General features: G+C 71.8%; 17 protein-coding genes. 7 read left to right on the top strand and 10 right to left on the bottom strand.

The features are described 5' to 3' along the window. Positions 1-179 precede the first annotated feature (179 nt). A complete protein-coding gene (locus tag LG391_RS10835; RefSeq protein WP_225768027.1) occupies positions 180-1,148 on the top strand; it encodes a DMT family transporter in 969 nt (322 codons plus the stop codon). On the opposite strand, the gene LG391_RS10830 is transcribed toward LG391_RS10835, so the two are convergent. Next, the gene (locus LG391_RS10830; RefSeq protein ID WP_225768026.1) at positions 1,117-2,211 is read right to left on the bottom strand and encodes a MerR family transcriptional regulator; all 1,095 of its coding nucleotides are present in this window, start codon (positions 2,209-2,211) and stop codon (positions 1,117-1,119) included. The two genes, LG391_RS10835 and LG391_RS10830, sit on opposite strands and share 32 nt — an antisense overlap. A gap of 307 nt (positions 2,212-2,518) precedes the next feature. On the opposite strand from LG391_RS10830, the gene LG391_RS10825 reads away from it, so the two are divergent. Continuing rightward, the gene (locus tag LG391_RS10825) at positions 2,519-4,534 is read left to right on the top strand and encodes a class I tRNA ligase family protein (protein ID WP_374200740.1); all 2,016 of its coding nucleotides are present in this window, start codon (positions 2,519-2,521) and stop codon (positions 4,532-4,534) included. A gap of 34 nt (positions 4,535-4,568) precedes the next feature. Here LG391_RS10825 and LG391_RS10815 read toward each other — a convergent pair whose 3' ends face one another. Further along, on the bottom strand, positions 4,569-5,573 hold the full coding sequence (locus LG391_RS10815) for a class I SAM-dependent methyltransferase (RefSeq protein WP_225768025.1): 1,005 nt from the start codon (positions 5,571-5,573) through the stop codon (positions 4,569-4,571). A gap of 137 nt (positions 5,574-5,710) precedes the next feature. Continuing rightward, positions 5,711-6,592, bottom strand: coding sequence for a transcriptional regulator GcvA (gene gcvA / locus LG391_RS10810; protein ID WP_225768024.1), 882 nt, complete (start codon positions 6,590-6,592; stop codon positions 5,711-5,713). Positions 6,593-6,692: 100 nt separating this feature from the next. Here gcvA and LG391_RS10805 point away from each other — a divergent pair, with 100 nt between their 5' ends. Then, on the top strand, positions 6,693-6,863 hold the full coding sequence (locus LG391_RS10805) for a hypothetical protein (RefSeq protein WP_225768023.1): 171 nt from the start codon (positions 6,693-6,695) through the stop codon (positions 6,861-6,863). Continuing rightward, positions 6,860-7,285 (top strand): GFA family protein, encoded by a 426-nt coding sequence (locus LG391_RS10800; protein WP_225768022.1) that lies wholly within the window; start codon positions 6,860-6,862, stop codon positions 7,283-7,285. Before LG391_RS10805 ends, LG391_RS10800 begins: the two co-directional genes overlap by 4 nt. A gap of 3 nt (positions 7,286-7,288) precedes the next feature. On the opposite strand, the gene LG391_RS10795 is transcribed toward LG391_RS10800, so the two are convergent. Further along, positions 7,289-8,185: a DMT family transporter gene (locus LG391_RS10795; protein ID WP_225768021.1), complete on the bottom strand. Its 897-nt coding sequence runs from the start codon at positions 8,183-8,185 to the stop codon at positions 7,289-7,291. Between the two features lie 129 nt (positions 8,186-8,314). On the opposite strand from LG391_RS10795, the gene LG391_RS10790 reads away from it, so the two are divergent. Together LG391_RS10790 and LG391_RS10785 are read left to right on the top strand one after the other, a co-directional pair. Continuing rightward, positions 8,315-9,226: a helix-turn-helix domain-containing protein gene (locus LG391_RS10790; RefSeq protein ID WP_225768020.1), complete on the top strand. Its 912-nt coding sequence runs from the start codon at positions 8,315-8,317 to the stop codon at positions 9,224-9,226. Positions 9,227-9,288: 62 nt separating this feature from the next. Then, positions 9,289-10,728: a hypothetical protein gene (locus LG391_RS10785; protein ID WP_225768019.1), complete on the top strand. Its 1,440-nt coding sequence runs from the start codon at positions 9,289-9,291 to the stop codon at positions 10,726-10,728. Between the two features lie 15 nt (positions 10,729-10,743). Here LG391_RS10785 and LG391_RS10780 read toward each other — a convergent pair whose 3' ends face one another. From LG391_RS10780 to LG391_RS10755, 6 genes are all read right to left on the bottom strand, one after another. Next, complete coding sequence (locus LG391_RS10780; protein ID WP_225768018.1) at positions 10,744-12,027, bottom strand: nucleotide sugar dehydrogenase; 1,284 nt, start codon at positions 12,025-12,027, stop codon at positions 10,744-10,746. 229 nt (positions 12,028-12,256) lie between these two features. After that, complete coding sequence (locus LG391_RS10775) at positions 12,257-15,175, bottom strand: [protein-PII] uridylyltransferase (RefSeq protein WP_225768017.1); 2,919 nt, start codon at positions 15,173-15,175, stop codon at positions 12,257-12,259. A gap of 8 nt (positions 15,176-15,183) precedes the next feature. Then, entirely contained in the window at positions 15,184-17,811 is a 2,628-nt protein-coding gene (gene mutS / locus LG391_RS10770) for a DNA mismatch repair protein MutS (RefSeq protein WP_225769336.1), read from the bottom strand. A 192-nt stretch (positions 17,812-18,003) separates the two neighbouring features. After that, the gene (locus LG391_RS10765; protein WP_225768016.1) at positions 18,004-18,237 is read right to left on the bottom strand and encodes a GIY-YIG nuclease family protein; all 234 of its coding nucleotides are present in this window, start codon (positions 18,235-18,237) and stop codon (positions 18,004-18,006) included. Positions 18,238-18,439: 202 nt separating this feature from the next. Then, on the bottom strand, positions 18,440-18,940 hold the full coding sequence (locus LG391_RS10760; protein ID WP_225768015.1) for an N-acetyltransferase: 501 nt from the start codon (positions 18,938-18,940) through the stop codon (positions 18,440-18,442). Positions 18,941-19,085: 145 nt separating this feature from the next. Continuing rightward, a complete protein-coding gene (locus tag LG391_RS10755; protein WP_225768014.1) occupies positions 19,086-19,247 on the bottom strand; it encodes a hypothetical protein in 162 nt (53 codons plus the stop codon). 491 nt (positions 19,248-19,738) lie between these two features. On the opposite strand from LG391_RS10755, the gene LG391_RS10750 reads away from it, so the two are divergent. After that, positions 19,739-22,024 carry an NADP-dependent malic enzyme gene (locus LG391_RS10750; RefSeq protein WP_225768013.1) on the top strand — a complete coding sequence of 762 codons (2,286 nt, stop codon included), beginning with the start codon at positions 19,739-19,741 and terminating at the stop codon, positions 22,022-22,024. Positions 22,025-22,110 lie beyond the last annotated feature (86 nt).

Below are 22,110 nucleotides of genomic sequence, written 5' to 3'. Positions count from 1 at the left end.
TAAAGTGGTTCCCTCATCATCACCCACCCGCCGCCAAGGGTAATGACGGCAAAACTTGGGCATCCAGTCCTGCACGAATCGAAGGCAGGCGATGCGCGGCGCGCAATGGCGCGGCCGATTCGGCGGTCGTAAGGTAGCGGTCGCGGCCTCGAGGCCGCTCTACGCCGGCCGCCGCCACCATGACCGTCACGCTCGCCCAGCCCCGCGCCTCCGTCGCCGCGGGCATCGGTTTCGCCTGTCTCGGCTTCGCCCTCTACACCTGCATGGACACCGCGGTGAAATGGGTCTCCGCGGGCTTTCCCCTGTACCAGGTGATCTTCTTCAATTCCGCCTTCGGCCTGCTGCCGATGCTGGCCTATGCCCAGATGACCGGCGGCATCGGCCAGCTGCGGACCAAGCGGCTGTGGCTGCATGCGACCCGGTCGGCGATGGGGCTGGCGGGGTCCTTCACCTGCTTCCACGCCTATGCGAAGATGCCGATCGCCGACGTCTACGCCGTGCTGTTCTGCGCGCCCCTGCTGATCACCGCCCTGTCGGTGCCGATCCTGGGCGAATCCGTCGGCTGGCGGCGCTGGACCGCGGTCGGGGTCGGCTTCATCGGCGTCATGGTGATGCTGCGGCCGGGCGCCGGCATGGCCAACCCGGCGGTGCTGGGGGCGCTGTTCTCCGCCGTCGTCAACGCGCTGGGCTTCCTGCTGCTGCGCCGCTTCATCGCCAGCGAGAACCGGATCTCCTTCGGCTTCTACGCCAATTCGACCACGGCGATCGTCACCGGGCTGATGATCCTGGCCTTCGGCGGGGTGGTGCCGGCGCTGCACGAGCTGCTGGCGATCGCCATCGGCGGCGTGCTGGGCGGCACCGCCTATCTCTTCGTCACCAACGCCTACCGCCAGGCGCCGGCCGCGGTGGTGGCGCCGTTCCAGTACAGCCAGATGATCTGGGGCGTGGTCTCCGGCTACCTGCTGTGGCGCGACGTGCCGGACCCGACCATGCTGATCGGCTGCGGCATCGTCGTCGCCAGCGGCCTCTACATCCTGCACCGCGAGACGGTGCGGCAGGCGCCGGTGGCGCAGAACGCCGTGCCGGCCGCCACCGTCGCCTCGGTGCCGTCGCCGATCAAGACGACGACGGACCGGGCCCTCGGCTGAGCCGCTCGCGCGCGTCCGGCGTGGCCAGGCAAGTGGCGACGGCCTCGTAGCCGGGCGCGCCGGGCCAGGGCGCGACGGTGCTCGGCGGGCTGTGATTGGCCGGGCAGAGCAGGATCGCCTCATCCGGCCCGACCGCCGCCAGGTCCAGGATGGCGCAGGAGCGGGTCATCAGAAGAAGGGGCCGGCTGTCGGGGCCGCGGCGGCGCAGATGGGCGACCAGCGCCTCCTGCGTCGCCTGGTCCAGCCCCTGCTCGACCAGGTCGACCACCAGCGCGGCCGGCCCTTCGGCCTCCAGCCCGGCGAGGAGGGCGACCAGCGCGTCCGAGACGGCGGCGCCGTCCTCGACCAGCCACGCCAGGGCGCGGTCGACACGGGCGCGGAGATCCGGGTCGGCGTCGAGCCGGGCGCGGACCGCGGCGACCGCCTCCCCCGACAGGCCTCGCTGCCGCAGCGGCCGGGCGTCGAGCCAGGCGCCGGCCGCGGCGCCGTCCAGCGCCACCCGGTCGAGGCCGAGGAAGGCGGCGCCGGGCAGCGCCTGGGCCAGGCGCAGCGCCAAGCGGGTCTTGCCGCTGCCGAGCGGGCCGACGATGTAGGTCAGCGGCCGGAGCGGCCCGAGCTCGAACCGCTCGCCGCCCCAGGGCCAGGGCAGGTCGAAGGCGATGCCGGGCCCAGGGGGCCAGGCCCCGGGCACCAGCCGCGCCAACTCGCCGGCGGTCGGCGCCCGGCCGCGGGCGAGGCCCTCGCGCAGGCCATGCACCCGTTCGATCGTGCCGGCGATCTGGCGCAGGCGGCCCTCGAGCGCCTCCTGGTGTGCGGCCAGCGCCGGCTCCAGCCCCTGTGGGTCGCCCTGCAGCACCCGCGCCACCTGCGCCAGGCTGAAGCCGAGCGCGCGCAGAGCGGCGATCTCGCCGGCGCGGCGCATCTCGTCAGGGCCATAGGCCCGCCATCCGGCCGCGCTGCGGACCGGGACCAGCAGGCCGCGCTGCTCGTAGAGCCGGAGGGCCTTGGCGGACACGCCGAGCCGCCGGGCGGCTTCGGAGGCGTTCAGGAAGCGGGCGTTCACGGACTCACCTCATGACGGGTTGACCGCCCCTCTTATCGGAGCGGCCCCAGGGGCCGGGTCAACAGGGATTGGCGATCCGGCCGGAATCCGTCATGCTGGTCTCCATGACGACCAAGCGCGCCGCCCCGGGACGACTTCGCACCCCGGCCTTCTGAGCCGGCCGGGCCCGTGTGCCCGGTCTTCGTCCCCCTCGCGCTGCGATCCCGTCCCATGACCATCCCCTTCCATCTCCGACTTCCCGGCGGCCGCCGGCGGAGGGTCCGCCGGCGGCCGTAGCTCTCTCCCACACGCGGGCAAGGAGGCACGGATGGCGTACGATCCGCAGGCGATCGAGCCGAAATGGCAGAATTATTGGGACCGGCACCGCAGCTTCCGGGCGGAGATCGACCCGGGGAAGCCGAAGTTCTACGCGCTGGACATGTTCCCCTACCCCTCCGGCGCCGGGCTGCATGTCGGCCACCCGGAGGGTTATACCGCCACCGACATCATCTGCCGGTACAAGCGCATGGCCGGGTTCAACGTGCTGCACCCGATGGGCTGGGACGCCTACGGCCTGCCGGCCGAGCGCTACGCCATGCGCACCGGCATCCACCCGGCGGTGACCACAAGGCGCAACATCGAGACCTTCCGCCGCCAGGTGAAGCGGCTGGGCTTCTCCTACGACTGGGAGCGCGAGCTGGCGACCACCGATCCCGGCTTTGTCCGCTGGACGCAGTGGATCTTCCTGAAGCTGGTCGAGCGCGGCCTGGCCTACCGGGCCGAGGCCACCGTGAACTGGTGCCCGGCCCAGAACACGGTGCTGGCGAACGAAGAGGTGAAGGACGGCCGCTACATCGAGACCGGCGACCCGGTGGTGCAGCGGCCGATGCGGCAATGGATGCTGCGCATCACCGCCTATGCCGACCGGCTGCTGGCCGACCTGGACGGGCTGGACTGGCCGGAGGGCATCAAGGCGCTGCAGCGCAACTGGATCGGCCGGGCGGAGACGGTGGCGCCGGACGGCACGCGCCGGGTCACGTACCGGCTGCGCGACTGGCTGTTCTCGCGCCAGCGCTACTGGGGCGAGCCGATCCCGATGCTGCACCTGGCCGACGGATCGGCGGTGCCGCTGCCGGAAGACAGCCTGCCGCTGCTGCCGCCGGAGCTGGACGACTATGCCCCGGCGCCGGGCGGCGAGCCGCCTCTGGCCCGCGCGAGGGGCTGGGTCGAGACCACCGTGCCCGGCACGGACATCCCGGCCCGGCGCGAGACCGATACCATGCCGCAATGGGCCGGCAGCTGCTGGTACTATCTGCGCTTCCTGGACCCGCACAACGACCGCGCGATCGTCGGCCGCGAGGCCGAGCGGTACTGGCTGCCGGTCGACCTGTATGTCGGCGGGGCGGAGCACGGCGTGCTGCACCTGCTGTACGCCCGGTTCTGGCACAAGGTGCTGTTCGACATCGGCGTGGTCTCGACGCCTGAGCCGTTCCGGCGGCTGGTCAACCAGGGGATGATCCTGGCGCCGTCCTACCGCGACGCCGCCGGCCGCTACTACGAGGCGGCGGCGGTGGAGGAGCGCGACGGCGGCTATTATGCCGGGTCCGTGCCGCTGGTGCGGCAGGCCGAGAAGATGTCGAAGTCGCGCTTCAACGTAGTCAACCCGGATTCGGTGGTGGCCGAGCACGGCGCCGACGCGCTGCGGCTGTACGAGATGTTCCTGGGCCCGCTGGAGGCGGCGAAGCCCTGGCGGACCGACGGGGTGGCCGGCATCCGCCGATTCCTGGACCGGACCTGGCGGATCGTCTGCGGCACCGATGACCTGCTGAGCCCGGCGGTGCGGGAGGTGGAGCCGATGGCCGCGCTGCTGCGGCTGCGCCACGCCACGGTCGCGGCGGTCACCGCCGACATCGAGGCGCTGCGCTGCAACACCGCCATCGCCCGGCTGATGCAGCTGGCCAGGGCGCTGGCGGCGGCCGACCCGCGGCCGCGCGCGGTGGTGCAGGATTTCGTGCTGCTGCTGGCCCCCTTCGCCCCGCACATCGCCGAGGAGCTGTGGAGCAAGCTGGGCCATCCGGACAGCCTGGCCCACGCCCCCTGGCCCGGCTTCGACCCGGAGCTGGCCGCGGAGGAGAGCCGCGACCATGCGGTGCAGCTGGACGGCCGGACGAGGCACCACATCCGCGGCCCGGCCGGCCTGGACGCCCGGGAACTGATCGCCGCGGCCCGGGCCGATCCGCGGGTGGCGGCATTGCTGGAGGGGCGAGAGGTGGTGCGGGAGGTCGCGGTGCCGGGAAGGCTGGTGAATTTCGTGACACGGAGTGGGGGTGATTCTGGTCCCTAGGTCGGGTTCGCCTCGGCGAACCCGACCTACTCACTCAGGCGACCTCCGCCACGACCAGAGTCTGGGGCGACGGCGCGAGGGGTGCGAAATCCGGTTCGCGGAAGCCAGCGTGGGCCAGCATCCGCCGGAGGGCGCTGGGCGGGAAGGACGTGCCGCCGGGCGTGGTCGCCAGCATGATATAGGCGAACATGGCCGGCATCGGCGGCGAGACCCGGTCCTCGTTGGGCACGAATTCGACGATGGCCACGCGCCCGCTCGGGGCCAGCGCCGCGCGCGCCTTGGCGAGCAGGCCGATGCAGGCCGCCTCGTCGAAATGGTGCAGGAAATTGGGCATCAGGATGATGTCGTAAGGCCCGCCGAACGGGACGTCGAAGGCGCTGCCCGGCAGGGTCCTGTAGCGGGCGCCCAGCCCGGCGGCCGCCGCGTTCTCGCGGGCCACGCCGAGCACGTTGTCCCAGTCGAGCGCCACCACCTCGGCGGCCGGGAACCGGCGCGCGAAGGCGATGCCGAAGAGCCCGTGGCCGGCGGCGATGTCGAGAATGCGGCCGGGCGCCGGCGTCAGCCCGGCGAAGTGGGCAGCGGTCGCCTCGGCGATCGGCCCGAAGAAGGGCGCCATGTAACGGGCGAAGCTGACCCAGACGGGATCCTCCGGAGCCGTGTTGGCCAGGCCGACGCTGCCGCCGTTGCGGACGAAGGCCGCCGGATCGGAGAGGGCCAGCCCAAGCATCTCCGGCGCGGCCAGGAAGCGGTGAAAATCGCCTAGAAACGCCGGCGAGCGGCGGTCGAGAAACGCCGCCGAGCTCGCCGTCAGCCGATAGCCGTCGCCGGATTTGTCCAGGAACCCCAGGACGGTCAGGTAATCGGCGAGCGCCTGGATGCCAGGCTCCGCGGCGCCCGTGCGCCGGCTGATCGCCGCCACGGTTCCCGCCCCCTCGGCGATGGCGGTGAACACATCGAGCTCGATCGCCGCCTTGATGGCCGAGGTGCGAAAATATCCGAGCACCGTGTCCATCAGCAGTTCCGGCGAGATGTCGGACATTTCTTTTCTCCCGGCTGAAATGAACTGATCGAAATTCTCTGTTCCCACCTATGCCGGTCAGTATAGCGAAGACAACGGCCGGCAAGAAGCGCCGGCCTGTCATATGATGGGCCGCCGGCAACGGATCCGCCCGCCGCCTATCCCTCCTCCACCAGCGGCAGCTCGCTGAGCAGCCAAGCGCGGAACGCGCCGGCGGCGGGGGAGAGGCGGCGGTCTTCCGGCATCGCCAGCCAGTACCAGCTGCGCGGCACCGAGACGTCGAACAGCCGCACCAGCCGGCCGGCGGCGATGTCGCGGGCGCAGAGCACGTCGTCGCCCATCGCCACGCCCTGCCCCGCCATGGCGGCGTCGAGCGCCAGCGCCACGTCGAGGAAGCGCGGACCGCGGGTGGCGTCGATGCCGTCCACCCCCGCCGCGGCCAGCCACAGCGACCAGGTCTGGGCGCTTTCGTCATGCAGCAGCGTCTGGCCGCGCAGGTCCGCCGGCGTCCGCAGCGTCGCCGCCAGGGCCGGGGCGCAGACCGGATAATCCATCACCTGCACCAGCTTCTCGGCGGCCAGGCCGGGCCAGCCGCCGCGGCCGTAGCGGATCGCCAGGTCGGTCCGGTCGCCACGGAAATCGGCCAGGCGCTGGGTCGGGTCCAGCTCGATGTCGATGCCGGGATGCAGCTTGCGGAAGGCGCCGAGCCGCGGCACCAGCCAGCGCCCGGCGAAGGCGGGCTCGACCGACAGGCGCAGCCGGCCGCGCCCGGCCTCGGCCGCGATCGCGACCATGCCCTGGGACAGCCGGTCGAAGGCGTCGGCGACCACGGCGGCGAAGGCCCGCCCGGCCTCGGTCGGGGCCAAGCCACGGCCGTCGCGCAGCAAGAGCGGCACGCCCAGCCGCGCCTCCAGCCCGCGGACATGGCGGCTGATCGCGGCGTGGCTGACGCCGAGCTCGGCCGCCGCCGCTGTGAAGCTGCCGCGGCGGGCGGCGGCCTCGAAGGCGCGGACGGCGTTGAGCGGCGGCAGCGGGCGCATGGCTTAATCTGTAACTTTTCCTTACAGATGCTGCAAGGGAACGGCGTTTGTGCCAGGGCGCGCGAAGCGGCAGAGTCATGGTCAAGCCCAGGAGGCGACCATGTTCCACCATCTGCTCGACGCCTATCTCACCGTCTTCGCCCCCGCCCAGCGCCGGCCCCCGGTGCAGCCGGTCGAATGCCGCACGGCGCCGGAGATCCTGCCGCCGCTGCCGATCGGCCGGCGCCGCAGCCGCCCGTCGCGGCGGCCGATGGTGATCGGCCGGCCGTGAGCGGCCCCTCTTTCCCGCTCGAGGGCGGCTGCCTGTGCGGCGCCGTGCGCTACCGCATCGACGGGCCGGTCGCCTCAGTCGACTACTGCCATTGCCGGATGTGCCAGAAGGGCACCGGCACCCCGGCCGTGGCCTGGGCGACCGGGCCGTTCGAGGGCTTCCGCTGGACCAAGGGCAAGCCGCGCGGCTATCGCTCCTCGCCGATCGGGCGGCGCTGGTTCTGCCCGGATTGCGGCTCGCCGCTGGCCTTCGAAGGCTTCGAGCCCGAGGGCAAGACCATGGGCATCACCCTGGCGACGCTGGACGACCCGACGGCGCTGCGGCCGCGCCAGCACGCCTGGGTCGGCACCCGCATCCCCTGGCATGCGATCGACGAGACGCTGCCGCGGTATGAGGATGCAGGCCCGGACAGCGGCCTCTGACCGTCAGGCGCTGGCGGGCGCCGTACCGTTGCGGCGGCCGGGCAGGCGCGCGAAGACCAGGACGTTGCCGAGCAGCACCAGTGCCACCCCGGCCACCGCCGCCGCGGTCCAGGCATAGCCTTCCAGCACGGCGGAGATGTTCAGCGCCACCAGCGGGAACAGCACGCTGGAATAGGCCGCCTTGTCGGCGCCGATGCGGCCGACCAGCGTCAGATAGGCCAGGAAGGCGACCACCGAGCCCGGGATGGCGAGGTAGAGCAGCGCCCCGACATAGGCCGGCGACGGGTCGAAGCGCCAGGGCAGGCCCTGGGCCAGCGCGACGGCCAGCAGGATCAGCGCACCGTAGAACATGCCCCAGGCGGTGGTGGTCCAGGGCGTCAGGCCGCGGCGCCGGTGCACCACGGCGAGGACGCTGCCGACGCCGAAGCCCATGGTGCCGGCCAGAGCCAGGGCGAGGCCGTAGAGCATCTGGAGGTCGAGCCGCGCCGGGTCGATGCCGAACAGCAGCCAGAGGCCGGCGAGACCGACCGCGCCGCCGGCCAGCACGCGCGGCTTCAGCGGCTGGCCGAGCGCGACCCGGCTGAACAGTGCGGTCCAGACGCTGCCGGTGGAGAAGGCGACGGCGACCAGGCCGCTCGGGACATAGGCGGAGGCATGATAGACCAGGAGGAAGTTGCCGCTGAACAGCGCCAGCCCCTGGCCGAGGCAGACCAGATGGTCGCGCGGGCGCAGGGTCTCGCGCCGGCGGGTCGCCAGAAGCAGCGCGAACATCACCAGCGCGGCAAGCGCGAAGCGGTAGAGGATCGACAGCTCCACCGGCACCGGGCCGATCTGGTAGTGGATGGCGATCCAGGTGGTGCCCCAGATCAGGACGACGAGCAGGTAAAGGGCGGCGGTCATGGCGGCATCGGGGTTCCGGGTGTCGGCCCCGATCCTGCGCCGGCCGGCGGCGAAGGGATTGCACGTCCTTGCGCAGTTTCCGCCCGGCCCCTGGCCGGCGCCGGACCGCAGGTCTAGAGTCCGGAGACCATGAACCGCCCCGGACCGAGACCTGGCGAGCCCCCGCTGCAGCGTCTGGCGGCACGCTACGGCGTGGCCGCGGCGCTGGCCTCGTCGCGCGCGGTGCTGGAGCGGACGGTCGAGATCGGCGACGGCTTCACCCTGGCGGAGTGGTGGAACGCCCACGACACCACCGGCTACCGCGCCCCCGGCCACCACACGCTGAGCCTGTATCTGGAGGGCGGCGAGGGCACCCAGCGCATCGGCTTCCCCGGCCGCTTCGGCGGCCCCGGACGGTTCTGCCTGCTGCCGGCCGAGCATGAATCGCACTGGATCCTGAGCCGGCCGATGCGCTTCCTGCATTTCTACTTCGACCGCGGCGCCCTGGCCGCGGCCGGCGCCGCCGCGCATGACGCCGACATCCGCGAGACCACGCTGCCGGACGACACCTTCTTCGACGACCCGGACGCGGCGCGGCTGATGGCCGGGCTGATCCGGCTGGACTGGGGCGATGCGGCGTCCCGGCTGGCAGCGACCCAGACCGGGCACGAACTGCTAGCCCATCTCGCCGGCCGCAGGCTGCGCCGCCGCCCCTCCCCGGCCCTCGATGGCGGGCTGGCCCCGCATGTCCGCCGCCGGGTGCTGGAGCTGGTCGAGGCGGCGCTGGACGAGCCGCTGACGCTGGGCCGGCTGGCGGAAGCGGCCGGGCAGTCGGAGTTCCACTTCGCCCGGATGTTCCGGGCCTCGGTCGGGCTGCCGCCGCACGCCTATGTGCTGGCCCGGCGCCTCGACCGCGCCCGCAGGCTGCTGGCCGAAAGCGACCGGCCGCTGGCCGAGATCGCCGCCGCCTGCGGCTTCACCCATCCGAGCCACCTGACCCGGCATTTCCGCGCCGCCTTCGGCGGCCCGCCCGGCGCCTGGCGGGCCGCGGTGCGGGGCTGAATCCGGCTTCACCCGCCTCCGCTTTCACCGTCATAGTGGCGGAAACGGGGGAGTGGAACACGATGCGGTGGAGTCTGTGTCTGGCCCTGGGTATCGGGGTGCTTGCGGCTGCGGGCGGCCCGGCCCGCGCCCAGGCGACGGCGGAGGGGGCGGCGAAGCTGCAGGCCGCGCTGGAGGCCTGGCAGCCTTCGGTTGGCAAGCTGAGCCTGGACGAGATCGTTGCCGTCACCCCGAAGATCCCCGTGCCCTTCTCGGTCAGCGACTGGCGGGTGACCGCCGACGGCGACGGCTACCGGGTCGAGGCGCCGGGGTTCCGCTGGCTGCTGAGCGAGGCTCTCGACGACCGCCGCCCCCCCTTCGTCCTGGCCTGCGATGCCGAGACGCTGCGGGCGACGCCGCTGGCGGACGGCCGCTTCTCCCTGGACTCCGACCGGCTGGTGTCCTGCCGCCTGTACAATGTCGGCCGCATTGCCGCCAAGTCCCGGCGCGTCACCGGAACGGTCGATCCCGCCGCCCCGGCAAAGACGGAGATCACCGTCACGCTCGACCAGGCGACGGTCGGGGGCGTGGCATCCCCCGTCGCGACGATCGAGCGGCTGGCCTTCACCCGCACGGCCCGGGCGGCTGCCGATGGCCGCTCGGATGCCGACGCCAAGCTCTCGATCTCCGGCCTGTCCATCCCCTTTCCCGGCGGAACCGGCACCCTGACCGTCGATCGCATCCTGTTCGACGCCGGCATGCCGGGGATTGATTCGCGCGGCCTGATCCAGGCCGCGGTCGCCTTGGCGAAGACCGGTGGACGCGAAGCCGGCCCGGAGGTTGCCGCGCTGCAGGACCGCCTCGTCGGCGGCCTGGGCGATGCCGGCACCAACACCCTGACCGCCGAGGGGTTGCGGGCCGTGCGCAACGACGTGACGATCAGCCTCGGCTCACTGGCCATCGGCCTCGGCTATCGGAATTTCACGCGCGAGGGGGCGGACGCCACCTTCCGCCTCGATGCCGACGGCATCGCGACCGACCCGAAATGGGCCTACGACGCCTGGACGCCGACCACCATGACCGTCCAGATCTCGATGGAGGACTTCCCGCTCTGGGAGATCTTCGCCGACAGCTTCGCGAACCGGCAGATCGACGAAGAGGACGAAGACAGGCTGTTCCGAGAGGCGCGCATGCGCTTCCTGTTCGACACCGTGCGCCTGTCGGCACCCGACGCAGCCCTCGATTTCGGCGGTGCCATCACCACCGATCCCGATGCCGTCCTCGGCCAGACCGGCACCTTGCGCATGCGCCTGACCGGCATCGACGGGCTGGTCAAGGCGCTGCAGGCCGACCCGCAGGCCGGCCAGGCCGCGGCGGGCTTGAGCGTGCTGCAGGTGCTGGGCCGGCAGACGACGACGCCGGACGGAAGGTCGGCGCGCGACTACGAGATCGTGATCGACCCGTCGGGCAAGCTCCTGGTCAACGGCGCCGACGTCCAGGCGCTGATCCCGAAGGAGCTTTGACCGCCGCGGACCCGGCTACAGGCTCCAATAGGCCAGGCGGGCCGGCACGCCCGCCGGGTCCAGCACCGATTTCACATCCATCACCAGACCGCCCTCGCGCAGGCAGGCCCAGAATTCCTCTCGCGGCCGGTCGAGATAGGCCCGGTGCGGCACTGCCAGCACCAGCGCGTCGAGGTCGCGGAAGGCGTCGAGGTCGGCGAGGTCGAGGCCGTATTCGTGCCGCGCCCGTTCGGGATCGGCCAGCGGGTCGTGCACCATCGGTTCGATGCCGTAGGAGCGCAGCTCGGCCACGATGTCCGGCACCCGGCTGTTGCGCAGGTCGGACACGTTCTCCTTGAAGGTCAGGCCCAGGATGCCGACCCGGGCGCCCAGGATGGTGCGGCCCTGGCGCGCCAGCACCTTGACCAGCTTGCCGGCCAAAAAGGCGCCCATCTGGTCGTTGATGCGGCGGCCGGCCAGGATCATCTCCGGCCGGTAGCCCACCGCCTCGGCCTTGGCGGTCAGGTAGTAGGGGTCGACGCCGATGCAGTGGCCGCCGACCAGGCCGGGCTGGAACTTGAGGAAGTTCCATTTGGTGCCGGCAGCCGCCAGCACCTCGGCCGTGCGCAGGCCCAGCCGGTCGAAGATCATCGCCAGCTCGTTCATCAGCGCGATGTTGAGGTCGCGCTGGGTGTTCTCGATCACCTTCGCCGCCTCGGCGACGCGGATCGAGGGCGCCCGGTGAATGCCGGCCGGAACGATGGCGCCATAGGCCGCGGCCACCCGCTCCAGCGTCGCTTCGTCCTGGCCGGACACGACCTTGACGATGCGCTCCAGCCGGTGCTCGCGGTCGCCGGGGTTGATCCGCTCCGGCGAATAGGCGAGCGCGAAGTCGACGCCGGCGCGCAGGCCGGAGGCGCGGGCGAGCGCCGGGCCGCACACCTCCTCGGTGGCGCCGGGATAGACGGTGGATTCGAACACCACCACGGCGCCGGGGGCGAGCGCACGGCCGATGGTCTCGCAGGCGCGCAAGAGCGGCCCGAAATCCGGCCGGCGCTCGGCATCGATCGGGGTCGGCACGGTGGCGACGAAGAAGCCGGCGCCGGCGAGGTCCGCCGGGTCGGCGGTGACGGTGAGGCCGCTGCCGGCGAGGTCCGCGGCCGCGACCTCGCCGGTGACGTCACGGCCGTCGCGCAAGGCGGCGACGCGGGCCGGGTCGATGTCGAAGCCGATGGTGCCGGGAAAACGCCGGGCGAAGGCCAGCGCCACCGGCAGCCCGACATAGCCGAGCCCGATCACGGCGATGCGTTCGGTCGTCATCGTCCGGCCTCCGCCGAGCCGCTCACATTGCCTCTCCCGCTTGCGGGAGAAGTCGGAGACGCGAAGCGGCTCCGGGTGAGGGGGTTTTGTCGAGGCCTGGACCAGCCCTCACCCGGACGTCCTGGCGGACGTCCGACCTCTCCCGCCACGCGGGAGAGGCCACGCGCGGAACTGGTCGGCAGGGCAGCACGGCCGTTCGGACGCCGCCCTATCGGCAGAGATCGCTCGCTCATGCCGCGGTCCGGCGGGCGCGGCGGCGGCGCTTGGGGGCGGCCGGCAGGGGCTTGGCCACCGGGTCGGCCAGGACCTCGCCGAGCGTCTTGCGGATCTGCGCCAGCTTGGCGTCGTGCTCGACCTTCAGCCCGAACACGTCCTTGACGTAGAACACGTCGACCGCCCGGGCGCCGAAGGTCGAGATCTTGGCCGAGGAGATCTGCAGGCCGAGGCCGGTCAGGGCCCGGCCGACCGCGTGCAGCAGGCCCGGCCGGTCGCGGCCGTTCAGCTCGATCACCGTATGGGTGCGGCTGGCCTCGTTGTCGACCAGCACGCGCGGCGCGATCGACACCGAATGGAGGCGCGGATAGCTGCGGTGCCGCCGCTCCAGCTCCGCCGACATCTTCATCTCGCCGGACAGGCTGCGCTCGATCGCGATGCGGACCCGGGCCAGCTTCTCCGGCGCGTCGAAGGCGCCGCCCTCGACCGCGTCCTGGACCAGGAAGGTGTCGAGCGCCATGCCGTCGGCGAAGGTGAAGATCTTGGCCTCGACGATGGTGCCGCCGGACACGGCGATGGCCCCGGCAAGGCGCGAGAACAGGCCGGGATGGTCGGCGGTGTGGATGGTCAGCTCGGCCACCGTGCGCTCCTGGTCGACCCGGATGTCGATCGCCAGCTTCTCGCCCTCCGCCTCGGCGCCGCGCACCAGCCGGGCGTGTCGCGCCTGGGTGGCGCCGTCGAAGGCCAGCCAGTAGGCGCGGCTGGCCTTGCCGAGATAGGATTCGACCGCGGCCGGCGGCCAGTCCGCCAGCGCCTGGCGCAGCAGGTCCTTGGCCTGGTCGACGCGGTGCTCGACCCCGACCGCCTCGTCGGCGCCGGACAGCCGCTCCTCGGCCCGGTGGTACAGCTCGGCCATCAGCGTCGCCTTCCAGGCGGTCCAGCGGCCGGGGCCGACGGCGCTGATGTCGGCCGCGGTCAGGACCAGCAGCAGGCGCAGCCGCTCCGGGCTCTCGACCGCGGCGACGAAGTCCTGCACCGTCTTGTCGTCCTCGATGTCGCGCTTGAAGGCGGTGTCGCTGAGCAGAAGGTGCCAGCGCACCAGCCACTGCGCCGTCTCGGTCTCCTCCGGCGTCAGGCCGAAGCGGGGGCCGAGCTTGCGCACCACGCGGGCGCCGAGCACCGAATGGTCGCCGCCGCGGCCCTTGGCGATGTCGTGGCACAGGAGCGCGACATAGAGCGCCCGGCGCGACCCGGTCTTGCGCATCACCTGGGTGGCCAGCGGCAGCGTGTCGGCCGCTTCGCCGGCCTCGATCCGGTGCAGGATGCCGAGCGCGAACAGCGTGTGCTCGTCGACCGTGTAGGTGTGGTACATGTCGTACTGCATCTGGGCCACGACCCGGCCGAAATCCGGCATGAAGCGGCCCAGCACGCCGGCCTCGTTCATCCGCCGCAGCGGGATCTCGGGGTCCTGCTCCGCGGTCAGGATCTCGAGGAAGATGCGGTTCGCCTCCGGGTCGTCGCGCAGCCCCGCGATCAGGTCGATGTTGCGGGTGATCAGCTTCAGCGCCGCCGGATGGATGTCGAGGTCGCGCGCCTGCGCCACCCGGAACAGTCGGATGATGTCGACCGGATGGTCGCGCAGCGGCTTCTCCCCCGCCAGGCTGATGCGGTCGCCGTCGAGCGGCAGCCCGTCGACCAGCGGTGCCGCGAACCCCAGGAAGGCCAGGCCGCGCTTCGGCCGGCGCTGGCTTTCCGCCTCCAGCGCCGCGCAGAAGATCCGGGTCAGGTTGCCGACCTCCTTGGCGACCAGGAAGTAGTGCTTCATCAGCCGCTCGACGCCCTTGGCGCCGGCATGGTCGGTGTAGCCGGCGACGCGCGCCAGCTCAGGCTGCAGGTCGAAGGTCAGGCGGTCCTCGGCCCGGCCGGTCAGGTAGTGCAGGTGGCAGCGCAGCGCCAGGAGGAAGCTCTCCGACCGGCGGAAGCGCCGCGCCTCCTCCCCCGTCAGCACGCCCTTGGCGACCAGCCCGTCGACGCCGTCGACCTGGTACAGGTACTTGCCGATCCAGAACAGGGTCTGCAGGTCGCGCAGGCCGCCCTTGCCCTCCTTCACATTGGGTTCCAGCACGTAACGGCTGTCGCCCATGCGGCGGTGGCGGGCGTCGCGCTCGGCCAGCTTGGCCTCGGTGAAGGCGGCGCCGGTGCCGGCCGCCACCTCCTCGACGAAGCGGCGGCGCAGCGTGTCGTAGAGCGACGGCTCGCCCCACAGCAGCCGCGTCTCCATCAGGCTGGTGCAGATGGTGGTGTCCGTGCGGGCCAGGCGCAGGCTGTCGTCGACCGAGCGCACGGAGTGCCCGACCTTCAGCCCGAGGTCCCACAGCAGGTAGAGCATATACTCCACCACCTGCTCGACCCGCGGGTTGCGCTTGTAGGGCAGGAGGAACAGCAGGTCGATGTCGGAGAAGGGCGCCAGCTCGCCCCGTCCATAGCCGCCGACCGCGGCGACGGCGAAGCGCTCGCCCACCGTCGGGTTCGAGACCGGGAACAGCCGCGACACGGTGAGCGAGGCCAGCGCCCCGATCAGCACGTCCATCAGATAGGCGGATTCGGCGACGCAGGCATCGGCCGTCCCCGCTTCCTCGACGAAGCGGCGCCGGATCACGGCGCGGCCGGCGGCCAGCGTCTCGCGCAGTGCCGCCAGGATCTCGGGCCGCTGCGCCTGGGCGTCGCCCGAGACCATCGCCTCGTTCAGCCGCCGCTCCAGCACCGCCGGGTCGACGATGTCGAGCGGCGCCTCGATCCGCTCGCCGTGCCAGGTCGCCGCCGCCGGGGCCGCGGCGGCCGGCACCGCAGCCGTCGCGCCATAGGGCAGGAAGCGGCGGAGGCGACCCCGAAGGCCGGGGCGGGCGCCAGGAGGCGATGCGATCTCGTCGGGCATGATTTGTCTTAAATGAGCAACGCCTTCAGAGCATACAACCGTTCGAGCGCTTCGCGCGGGGTCATCGCATCGGGGTCGAGCTCCGCCAGGGCGGTCTCGAGCTCGGACGGGCCGGCCGGAGCCGCGGCCGGGCGCGCGGCCGCCACGGCGGCGGCCGAGAACAGCGGCAGATCGTCGACCAGCCGGGCGACGCTGCGGCCTTCCTTGCCCTGCTCCAGCGCCTCCAGCACCTCCTGCGCCCGGCCGACCACGGCGGCGGGCAGCCCGGCCAGCCGGGCGACATGGATGCCGTAGGAGCGGTCGGCGGTGCCCGGCGCCACCTCGTGCAGGAAGACGATGTCGCCCTGCCATTCCTTGACCCGCATGGTGTGGCAGGCCAGGTGCTTCAGCCGCGCCTGCAGCGCCGTCAGCTCGTGATAGTGGGTGGCGAACAGGGCGCGGCAGCGCGTGGTCTCGTGCAGGTGCTCGACGCAGGCCCAGGCGATCGACAGGCCGTCGAAGGTGGCGGTGCCACGGCCGATCTCGTCGAGGATCACCAGCGCCCGCGGGCCCGCCTGGTTCAGGATCGCCGCCGTCTCCACCATCTCGACCATGAAGGTGGAATGGCCGCGGGCCAGGTCGTCGGCGGCGCCGACGCGGCTGAACAGCCGGTCGACCACGCCGATCTCCGCCTCCTCCGCCGGCACGAAGCCGCCCATCTGGGCCAGCACCGCGATCAGCGCGTTCTGGCGCAGGAAGGTCGACTTACCGGCCATGTTCGGGCCGGTCAGCAGCCACAGCCGGCGATCCTCGGACAGGTCGCAGTCATTGCCGACGAAGGGGCCGGCCTGGGCCTCGGCCAGGGCGATCTCGACCACCGGATGGCGGCCGCCCTTGATCCGGAAGCCGGTGCCGCCGGTGACCTTCGGCCGGCAGTAGCGGCGCTCGACCGCCAGCTCGGCCTGGCTGGCGGCGACGTCGAAGCCGGCCAAGGCGCGAACGGCGCCGGAGATCGCCTCGGCCCGGCCGGTCACCTCGGCCACCAGGTCGGCGAACAGCCGCAGCTCGATCGCCAGCGCCTTGTCCGCCGCCTCGGCGATCGAGCGCTCCAGCGTGCTGAGCTCGACCGTGGTGAAGCGCATCGCCGAGGCCATGGTCTGGCGATGGATGAAGGTGCCGGCATGCGGCGGCTGCAGCAGCTTGTCCGCCTGGTTGGCCGAGACCTCGATGTGATAGCCGATGACGTTGTTGTGGCGGATCCGCAGGGTCGGGATCTTCGTCTCGTCGGCGTAGCGCTGCTGCAGCGCCGCGATCAGCCGGCGGGATTCGTCGCGCAGGGTGCGGACCTCGTCCAACTCCGGCAGGTAGCCCGGTGCGATGAAGCCGCCGTCGCGGATCAGCAGCGGCAGGTCCTCGGCGAGCGCCCGGGTCAGCCGGTCGACCAGCGCGTCGTGCTCGCCCAGCTCGGAAGCGGCACGGGACAGGAGCGGCGGCAGGTCGAGGAAGCGCGGCGCGCCGAGCCGTTCGCGCAGGCGCCCGCCCTGGCGCAGCGCGTCGCGGATCGCCGCCAGGTCGCGCGGGCCGCCGCGGCCAAGGCCGAGCCGGGTCAGCGCCCGCTCCGCATCCGGGCAGGCGCGCAGGAGCGTGCGCAGGTCGTCGCGCAGCCGGCCGTCCTCGACCAGCGCCTGGACGGCGTCGAGCCGCTCGGCGATGGCGTCGGGATCGGTCAGCGGCGCCGCGAGATGGGCGGCCAGCAGCCGGGCGCCCGGGCCGGTGACGGTGCGGTCGATCGCGGCCAGCAGGCTGCCGCGGCGGTCGCCCGAGAGCGTCCGGGTCAGCTCCAGGTTGCGGCGAGTGGCAACGTCGATCTCCATCACCGCGCCGCGCGGCAGACGGCGCGGCGGCGACAGCCGCGGCAGCGCCTTCTGAGTCAGCTGGATGTAGTCGACCAGGGCGCCGGCGGCCGCGACCTCGGCCCGCTCGAAGCTGCCGAAGGAGTCGAGCGTGCCGACCCGGAACAGGTCCTGCAGGCGCCGGCGGCCGTTCTCGCTGTCGAAGCGGGCGGAGGGCTGCGGCGTCAGCCGCATCTTCCATTCGCCCAGGAGCTCGAACAGCCCCGGGTTCTGCAGCACCCGCTCGGGCAGCAGGATCTCGCTGGGGTCGAAGCGGGCCAGGGCCGCGGCCAGCCGGTCGGGCGACGTCGGCTCGGTGACGAGGTCGCCCGAGGAGATGTCGACGGCGGCGATGGCGAGGGTGCCGGCGACATCGGCCAGCGCCACCAGGTGATTCGCCGCGCGCGGCTCGAGCAGCCCGTCCTCGGTGACGGTGCCGGGGGTGACGATGCGCACCACCTCGCGCCGCACCAGGGTCTTGCCGGAGCGCTTCTTCGCGTCCTCCGGGCTCTCGGTCTGGTCGCACAGCGCGACGCGGAAGCCCTGGCGGATCAGCCGGGCCAGATAGGCCTCGTGGCTGTGGGCCGGCACCCCGGCCATCGGGATGTCCTCACCCTGGTGCTGGCCGCGCTTGGTCAGGGCGATGTCGAGCGCCGCCGCGGCCTTGACCGCGTCGTCGAAGAACATCTCGTAGAAATCGCCCATGCGGAAGAACAGCAGGCAGTCCGGATGGGCCGCCTTGGCCTCCAGATACTGCGCCATCATCGGCGTGACGGGGCTGTCGGTCGTCGCGGGGGTGCTGCTGTCGGGCAAGGCTGTCGACACGGTCTGCGGGATCGGATCGGCGAAGGGCGGACCGTAGCACGCACGCGGCGATGTCGGAACGCGGTTGCGCCGATGCCTGGATTCAGACCAGATCGTCGTAGAGATCCCGCCAGGTCGGATTCATGGCTTCGATCAGGCCAGTTTGGCTGATCGCGACCCGCCCTTGATCTGCTTCTCGCGCGCAATGGCGTCGAGCATCGATTCGTGCGGCTCGCACCAGACCAGAAGCCTGCAGCCATACCGGGAGGAGAAGCCCTTGATGGCTCCCGTCCGATGCTCGTGCGCCCGGCGCGGGAGATTGGACGTCACGCCGATATAGAGGGTCCCGTTACGCTTGTTCGCCATGATGTAGACGAAGGGCTGCATCAGACCGAAGCCTGTCATTGCGAACGCAATGACGCAATGGCGAGGGATTGGCTCGCTCCCCAAACCGTCATTGCGAGGAGGCGGAGCCGACGAAGCAATCCAGGGGCCACGCCAAACGGCCCTGGATTGCTTCGCTGCGCTCGCAACGACGATGATTGGAAGGCGAAACAGGCTCATGAGGAAGGAAGGTCGAGGCCGCCGGTCAGGCGGCCTCGACTCGGTGCAGGACCCGCTGCAGCACCAGCTCGTCGCCCAAAGTCTCGCCGGTCTCGACGAAGCCTTCGGAGGCGTAGAGCCGGCGGGCGGCGGCGTTGGCCGGCACCACGCCAAGCCGCACCCGCTCGCCGCGGGGCAGCCGGTCCGTGATGGCGAGCGTCGCCCGCAGGGCGGAACGGCCGAAGCCGCGGCCCTGGTAGCGGGCGTCGATCATCAGCCGGTAGATCCAGCGATGGCCGTCGTCGGGGTCCAGCGCATGCATGACGAAGCCGACCGGCCCGCCATGCGCGGCGTCGCAGACGCCGAGCGCCGCGCACCAGGGCGAGGCGTCGGCCTCGGCGATGGAGTCCGCATTGCTGGCGACGAAGTCCGCCTGGTCCGGCGCGACCCGGAGCGAGCCGAACACGGCCCGGTCCTGCGCCGTGACCAGGGGGACGAGCCGCACCGCCGGCGCGGCCGGCTGGGGCGGCGCACGATATGCGTACATGATTATAGTCCTATCCACGTCGGATGCCTCGCGGCCCTGGGCGGCGGCCATGCAGTCGCGCGCCCGGCCCGAGGCCGGGGACGGCGGTCGATCTATGGATGGGAAGCGGCGGAGCGGCGCCCGGAGGCCCCGCCCCGCTGCCGTATCAAGATCGTAACCCGACGTCGCGTTTCAGATGCTCGCTCAGCGAGTCGGCATCGCGGGGTTTTCGGCGCGGCGTCACGAGGACGCGGCCCAGCTCCGCAAAGGCGACGACGACGAGCGACAGGGACGGACGGAAGGCACGCTTCTCGGTCGAGATGTGCATGATGATCTCCAACAGGTCTGGAGGTGGGAAGACCGTCCTGCCGCCAAGGGGCAAGCCGATGGGGGTCGGACGGGGCGAATCCGCACGGCGGGATGCCGGGCGGAATGGGGTGGACGGTTGAAGGGACGATCGGATGCAGAGTCGTCGGAGCGGCCCGTGAGGGGCGTCCGGCGGGTCGGCAGCGATCAGGTCAGCGCAGGGAAAATGTCAGGTCGTGAGTCGACGAGAACTGATCGTGCAGACGCTCAGGCGGCCATGCCGCGGAGGTTATAAGCGAAGGTCATTGCACGATCCTCCCTGGAATTGGAGTGGCCCCAAGGAGTACGGGATCGCCGCTGCGCTGCGCAAGCGGCTTTTCAAGGGGCCGCGCGAAGATGGCGCGGCGTTGCATCGAAGCCACAGTCGGACGGGCCGGGCCGCAATGGGCTTGACGGTCCCTCCCGCCGAAGGGTCCATTACTCGGCCCGTCCCGCCGCGCCGCCGGATAAGAAATGACTAAGACCTCGCTCGACGACGATGCCCTCGCCCTGCACGCCCAGGGCCGCCCCGGCAAGCTGGAGATCAGCGCGACCAAGCCGCTGACCACCCAGCGCGACCTGTCGCTGGCCTATTCCCCGGGCGTCGCCGCGCCGTGCCTGAGGATCCATGCCGACCCGGCCACGGCCTACGACTACACGGCCAAGGGCAATGTCGTCGCCGTGATCTCGAACGGCACCGCGGTGCTGGGGCTGGGCGACCTCGGCGCCCTGGCCAGCAAGCCGGTGATGGAAGGCAAGGCCGTCCTGTTCAAGCGCTTCGCCGATGTCGACGGCTTCGACCTCGAGGTCGACACCCGGGACGTCGACGAATTCGTCAACTGCGTGCGCTTCCTGGGCCCGTCCTTCGGCGGCATCAACCTCGAGGACATCAAGGCGCCGGACTGCTTCGTGATCGAGGCGCGGCTGCGCGAGCTCCTGGACATCCCGGTGTTCCACGACGACCAGCACGGCACGGCGATCATCGCCGCGGCCGGGCTGATCAATGCGCTGGAGCTGACCGGCCGCGCCATCGGCGACGTGCGCATGGTGCTGAACGGCGCCGGCGCCGCCGCCATCGCCTGCGTCGAGCTGTTCAAGTCGCTGGGCGTGCCGGCGCAGAACATCATCCTGTGCGACAGCAAGGGCGTGGTCTGGCAGGGCCGCACCGAGGGCATGAACCAGTGGAAGGCGGCGCATGCCGTCGACACGCCGCACCGGACCCTGGCCGAGGCGGTCAAGGGCGCCGACGTGTTCATCGGCCTGTCGGTCAAGGGCGCGATGACCCAGGAGATGGTGCGGTCGATGGCCGACAAGCCGATCGTCTTCGCCCTGGCCAACCCCGACCCCGAGATCGCGCCGGACGAGGTCAAGGCGGTGCGGCCGGACGCCATCATCGCCACCGGGCGGTCGGACTATCCGAACCAGATCAACAACGTCCTCGGCTTCCCCTACATCTTCCGCGGGGCGCTGGACGTCCGCGCCCGCACCATCAACGAGGCGATGAAGCTGGCCGCGGCCCACGCTTTGGCCCGCCTCGCGCGGCAGGACGTGCCGGACGAGGTCGACAGCGCCTATTCCGGCCGCCGGCTGCGCTACGGCCCCGACTACATCATCCCGGTGCCGTTCGACCCGCGGCTGATCGAGGAGATCCCGCTGGCGGTGGCCGAGGCGGCGATCGAATCGGGAGTCGCCCGCAAGCCGATCACCGACGTCGCCGCCTACCGCCAGAGCCTGCGCCGCCGCCTGGACCCGACCGCGGACAAGCTGCAGCTGATCTTCGACAAGGTGGCGTCGGCCGAGACCCGCGTGGTCTTCGCCGAGGGCGAGGAGGAGCGCACGATCCGCGCCGCCATCGCCTTCCGCGCCCAGGGCTACGGCACGCCGATCCTGATCGGCCGCGAGGAGCGGGTGCGCGAGACCATGGCCCGGATCGGCCTGCCCGAGGCGACCGTGGCGGAGCTGGAGATCCACAACGCCCGGCTGTCGCGGCACAACGAGCGCTACATCGACTTCGTCTACGGCCGGCTGCAGCGCCAGGGGCTGCTGCAGCGCGACGTGGCCCGCATGGTCAACCAGGGCCGCAACATCTTCGCCGCCTGCATGGTCGCGCATGGCGACGCCGACGCCATGGTCACCGGCCTGACCCGCAACTTCACCACCTGCTTCGAGGAGATCACCCGGGTCATCGACCCGGCGCCGGAGCATGTGCCCTTCGGCCTGTCGATGCTGACGGTGCGCGGAGGCACGGTGCTGATCGCCGACACCACGGTGCATGAGCGGCCGGACCCGGAGCTCCTGGTCGACATCGCCCTGCAGGCCGCGGCCAAGGCCCGGGCGCTGGGCCACGAGCCGCGCCTGGCCTTCGTCTCCTCCCCCAATTTCGGCCAGCCGATGCGCGAGTTCACCCAGCGCATCCGCGACGCGGTGACGATCATGGACGCCCGCGCCAAGGCCGGCGGGGTCGATTTCGAATACGATGGCGAGATGACCGCCGAAGTCGCGCTGGACTATGCGCTGATGAAGCGGCTGTACCCCTTCGCCCGCCTGTCCGGCCCGGCCAACCTGCTGATCATGCCGGCGCTGAACGCGGCCAATATCGGCGCCAAGATGATCCAGAAGCTGGCCGGCGCCTCGCTGATCGGTCCGCTGCTGTGCGGGCTGCAGAAGCCGGCGCAGGTGGTGCAGATGGGCGCCACGGTGAACGAGATCGTCACCGCGGCGGCGCTGGCCGCCTACGACGCCCTGGCGCAGCACCGCTAGGGCGAGAGCCGCGGCGCCGGCGCCAGGGCGGGGCGACGGCCGCGCGGCCTTGATGCGGCGCCGCTTCCGCGTAAGATCGCTGCTGC

Origin of the sequence: Inquilinus sp. Marseille-Q2685 (genome assembly GCF_916619195.1) — a bacterium.
Taxonomy (GTDB): Bacteria; Pseudomonadota; Alphaproteobacteria; order DSM-16000; family Inquilinaceae; genus Inquilinus.
Note: the sequence above shows the minus strand (reverse complement) of the source record. Positions and strands in the feature narration are given on the sequence as shown.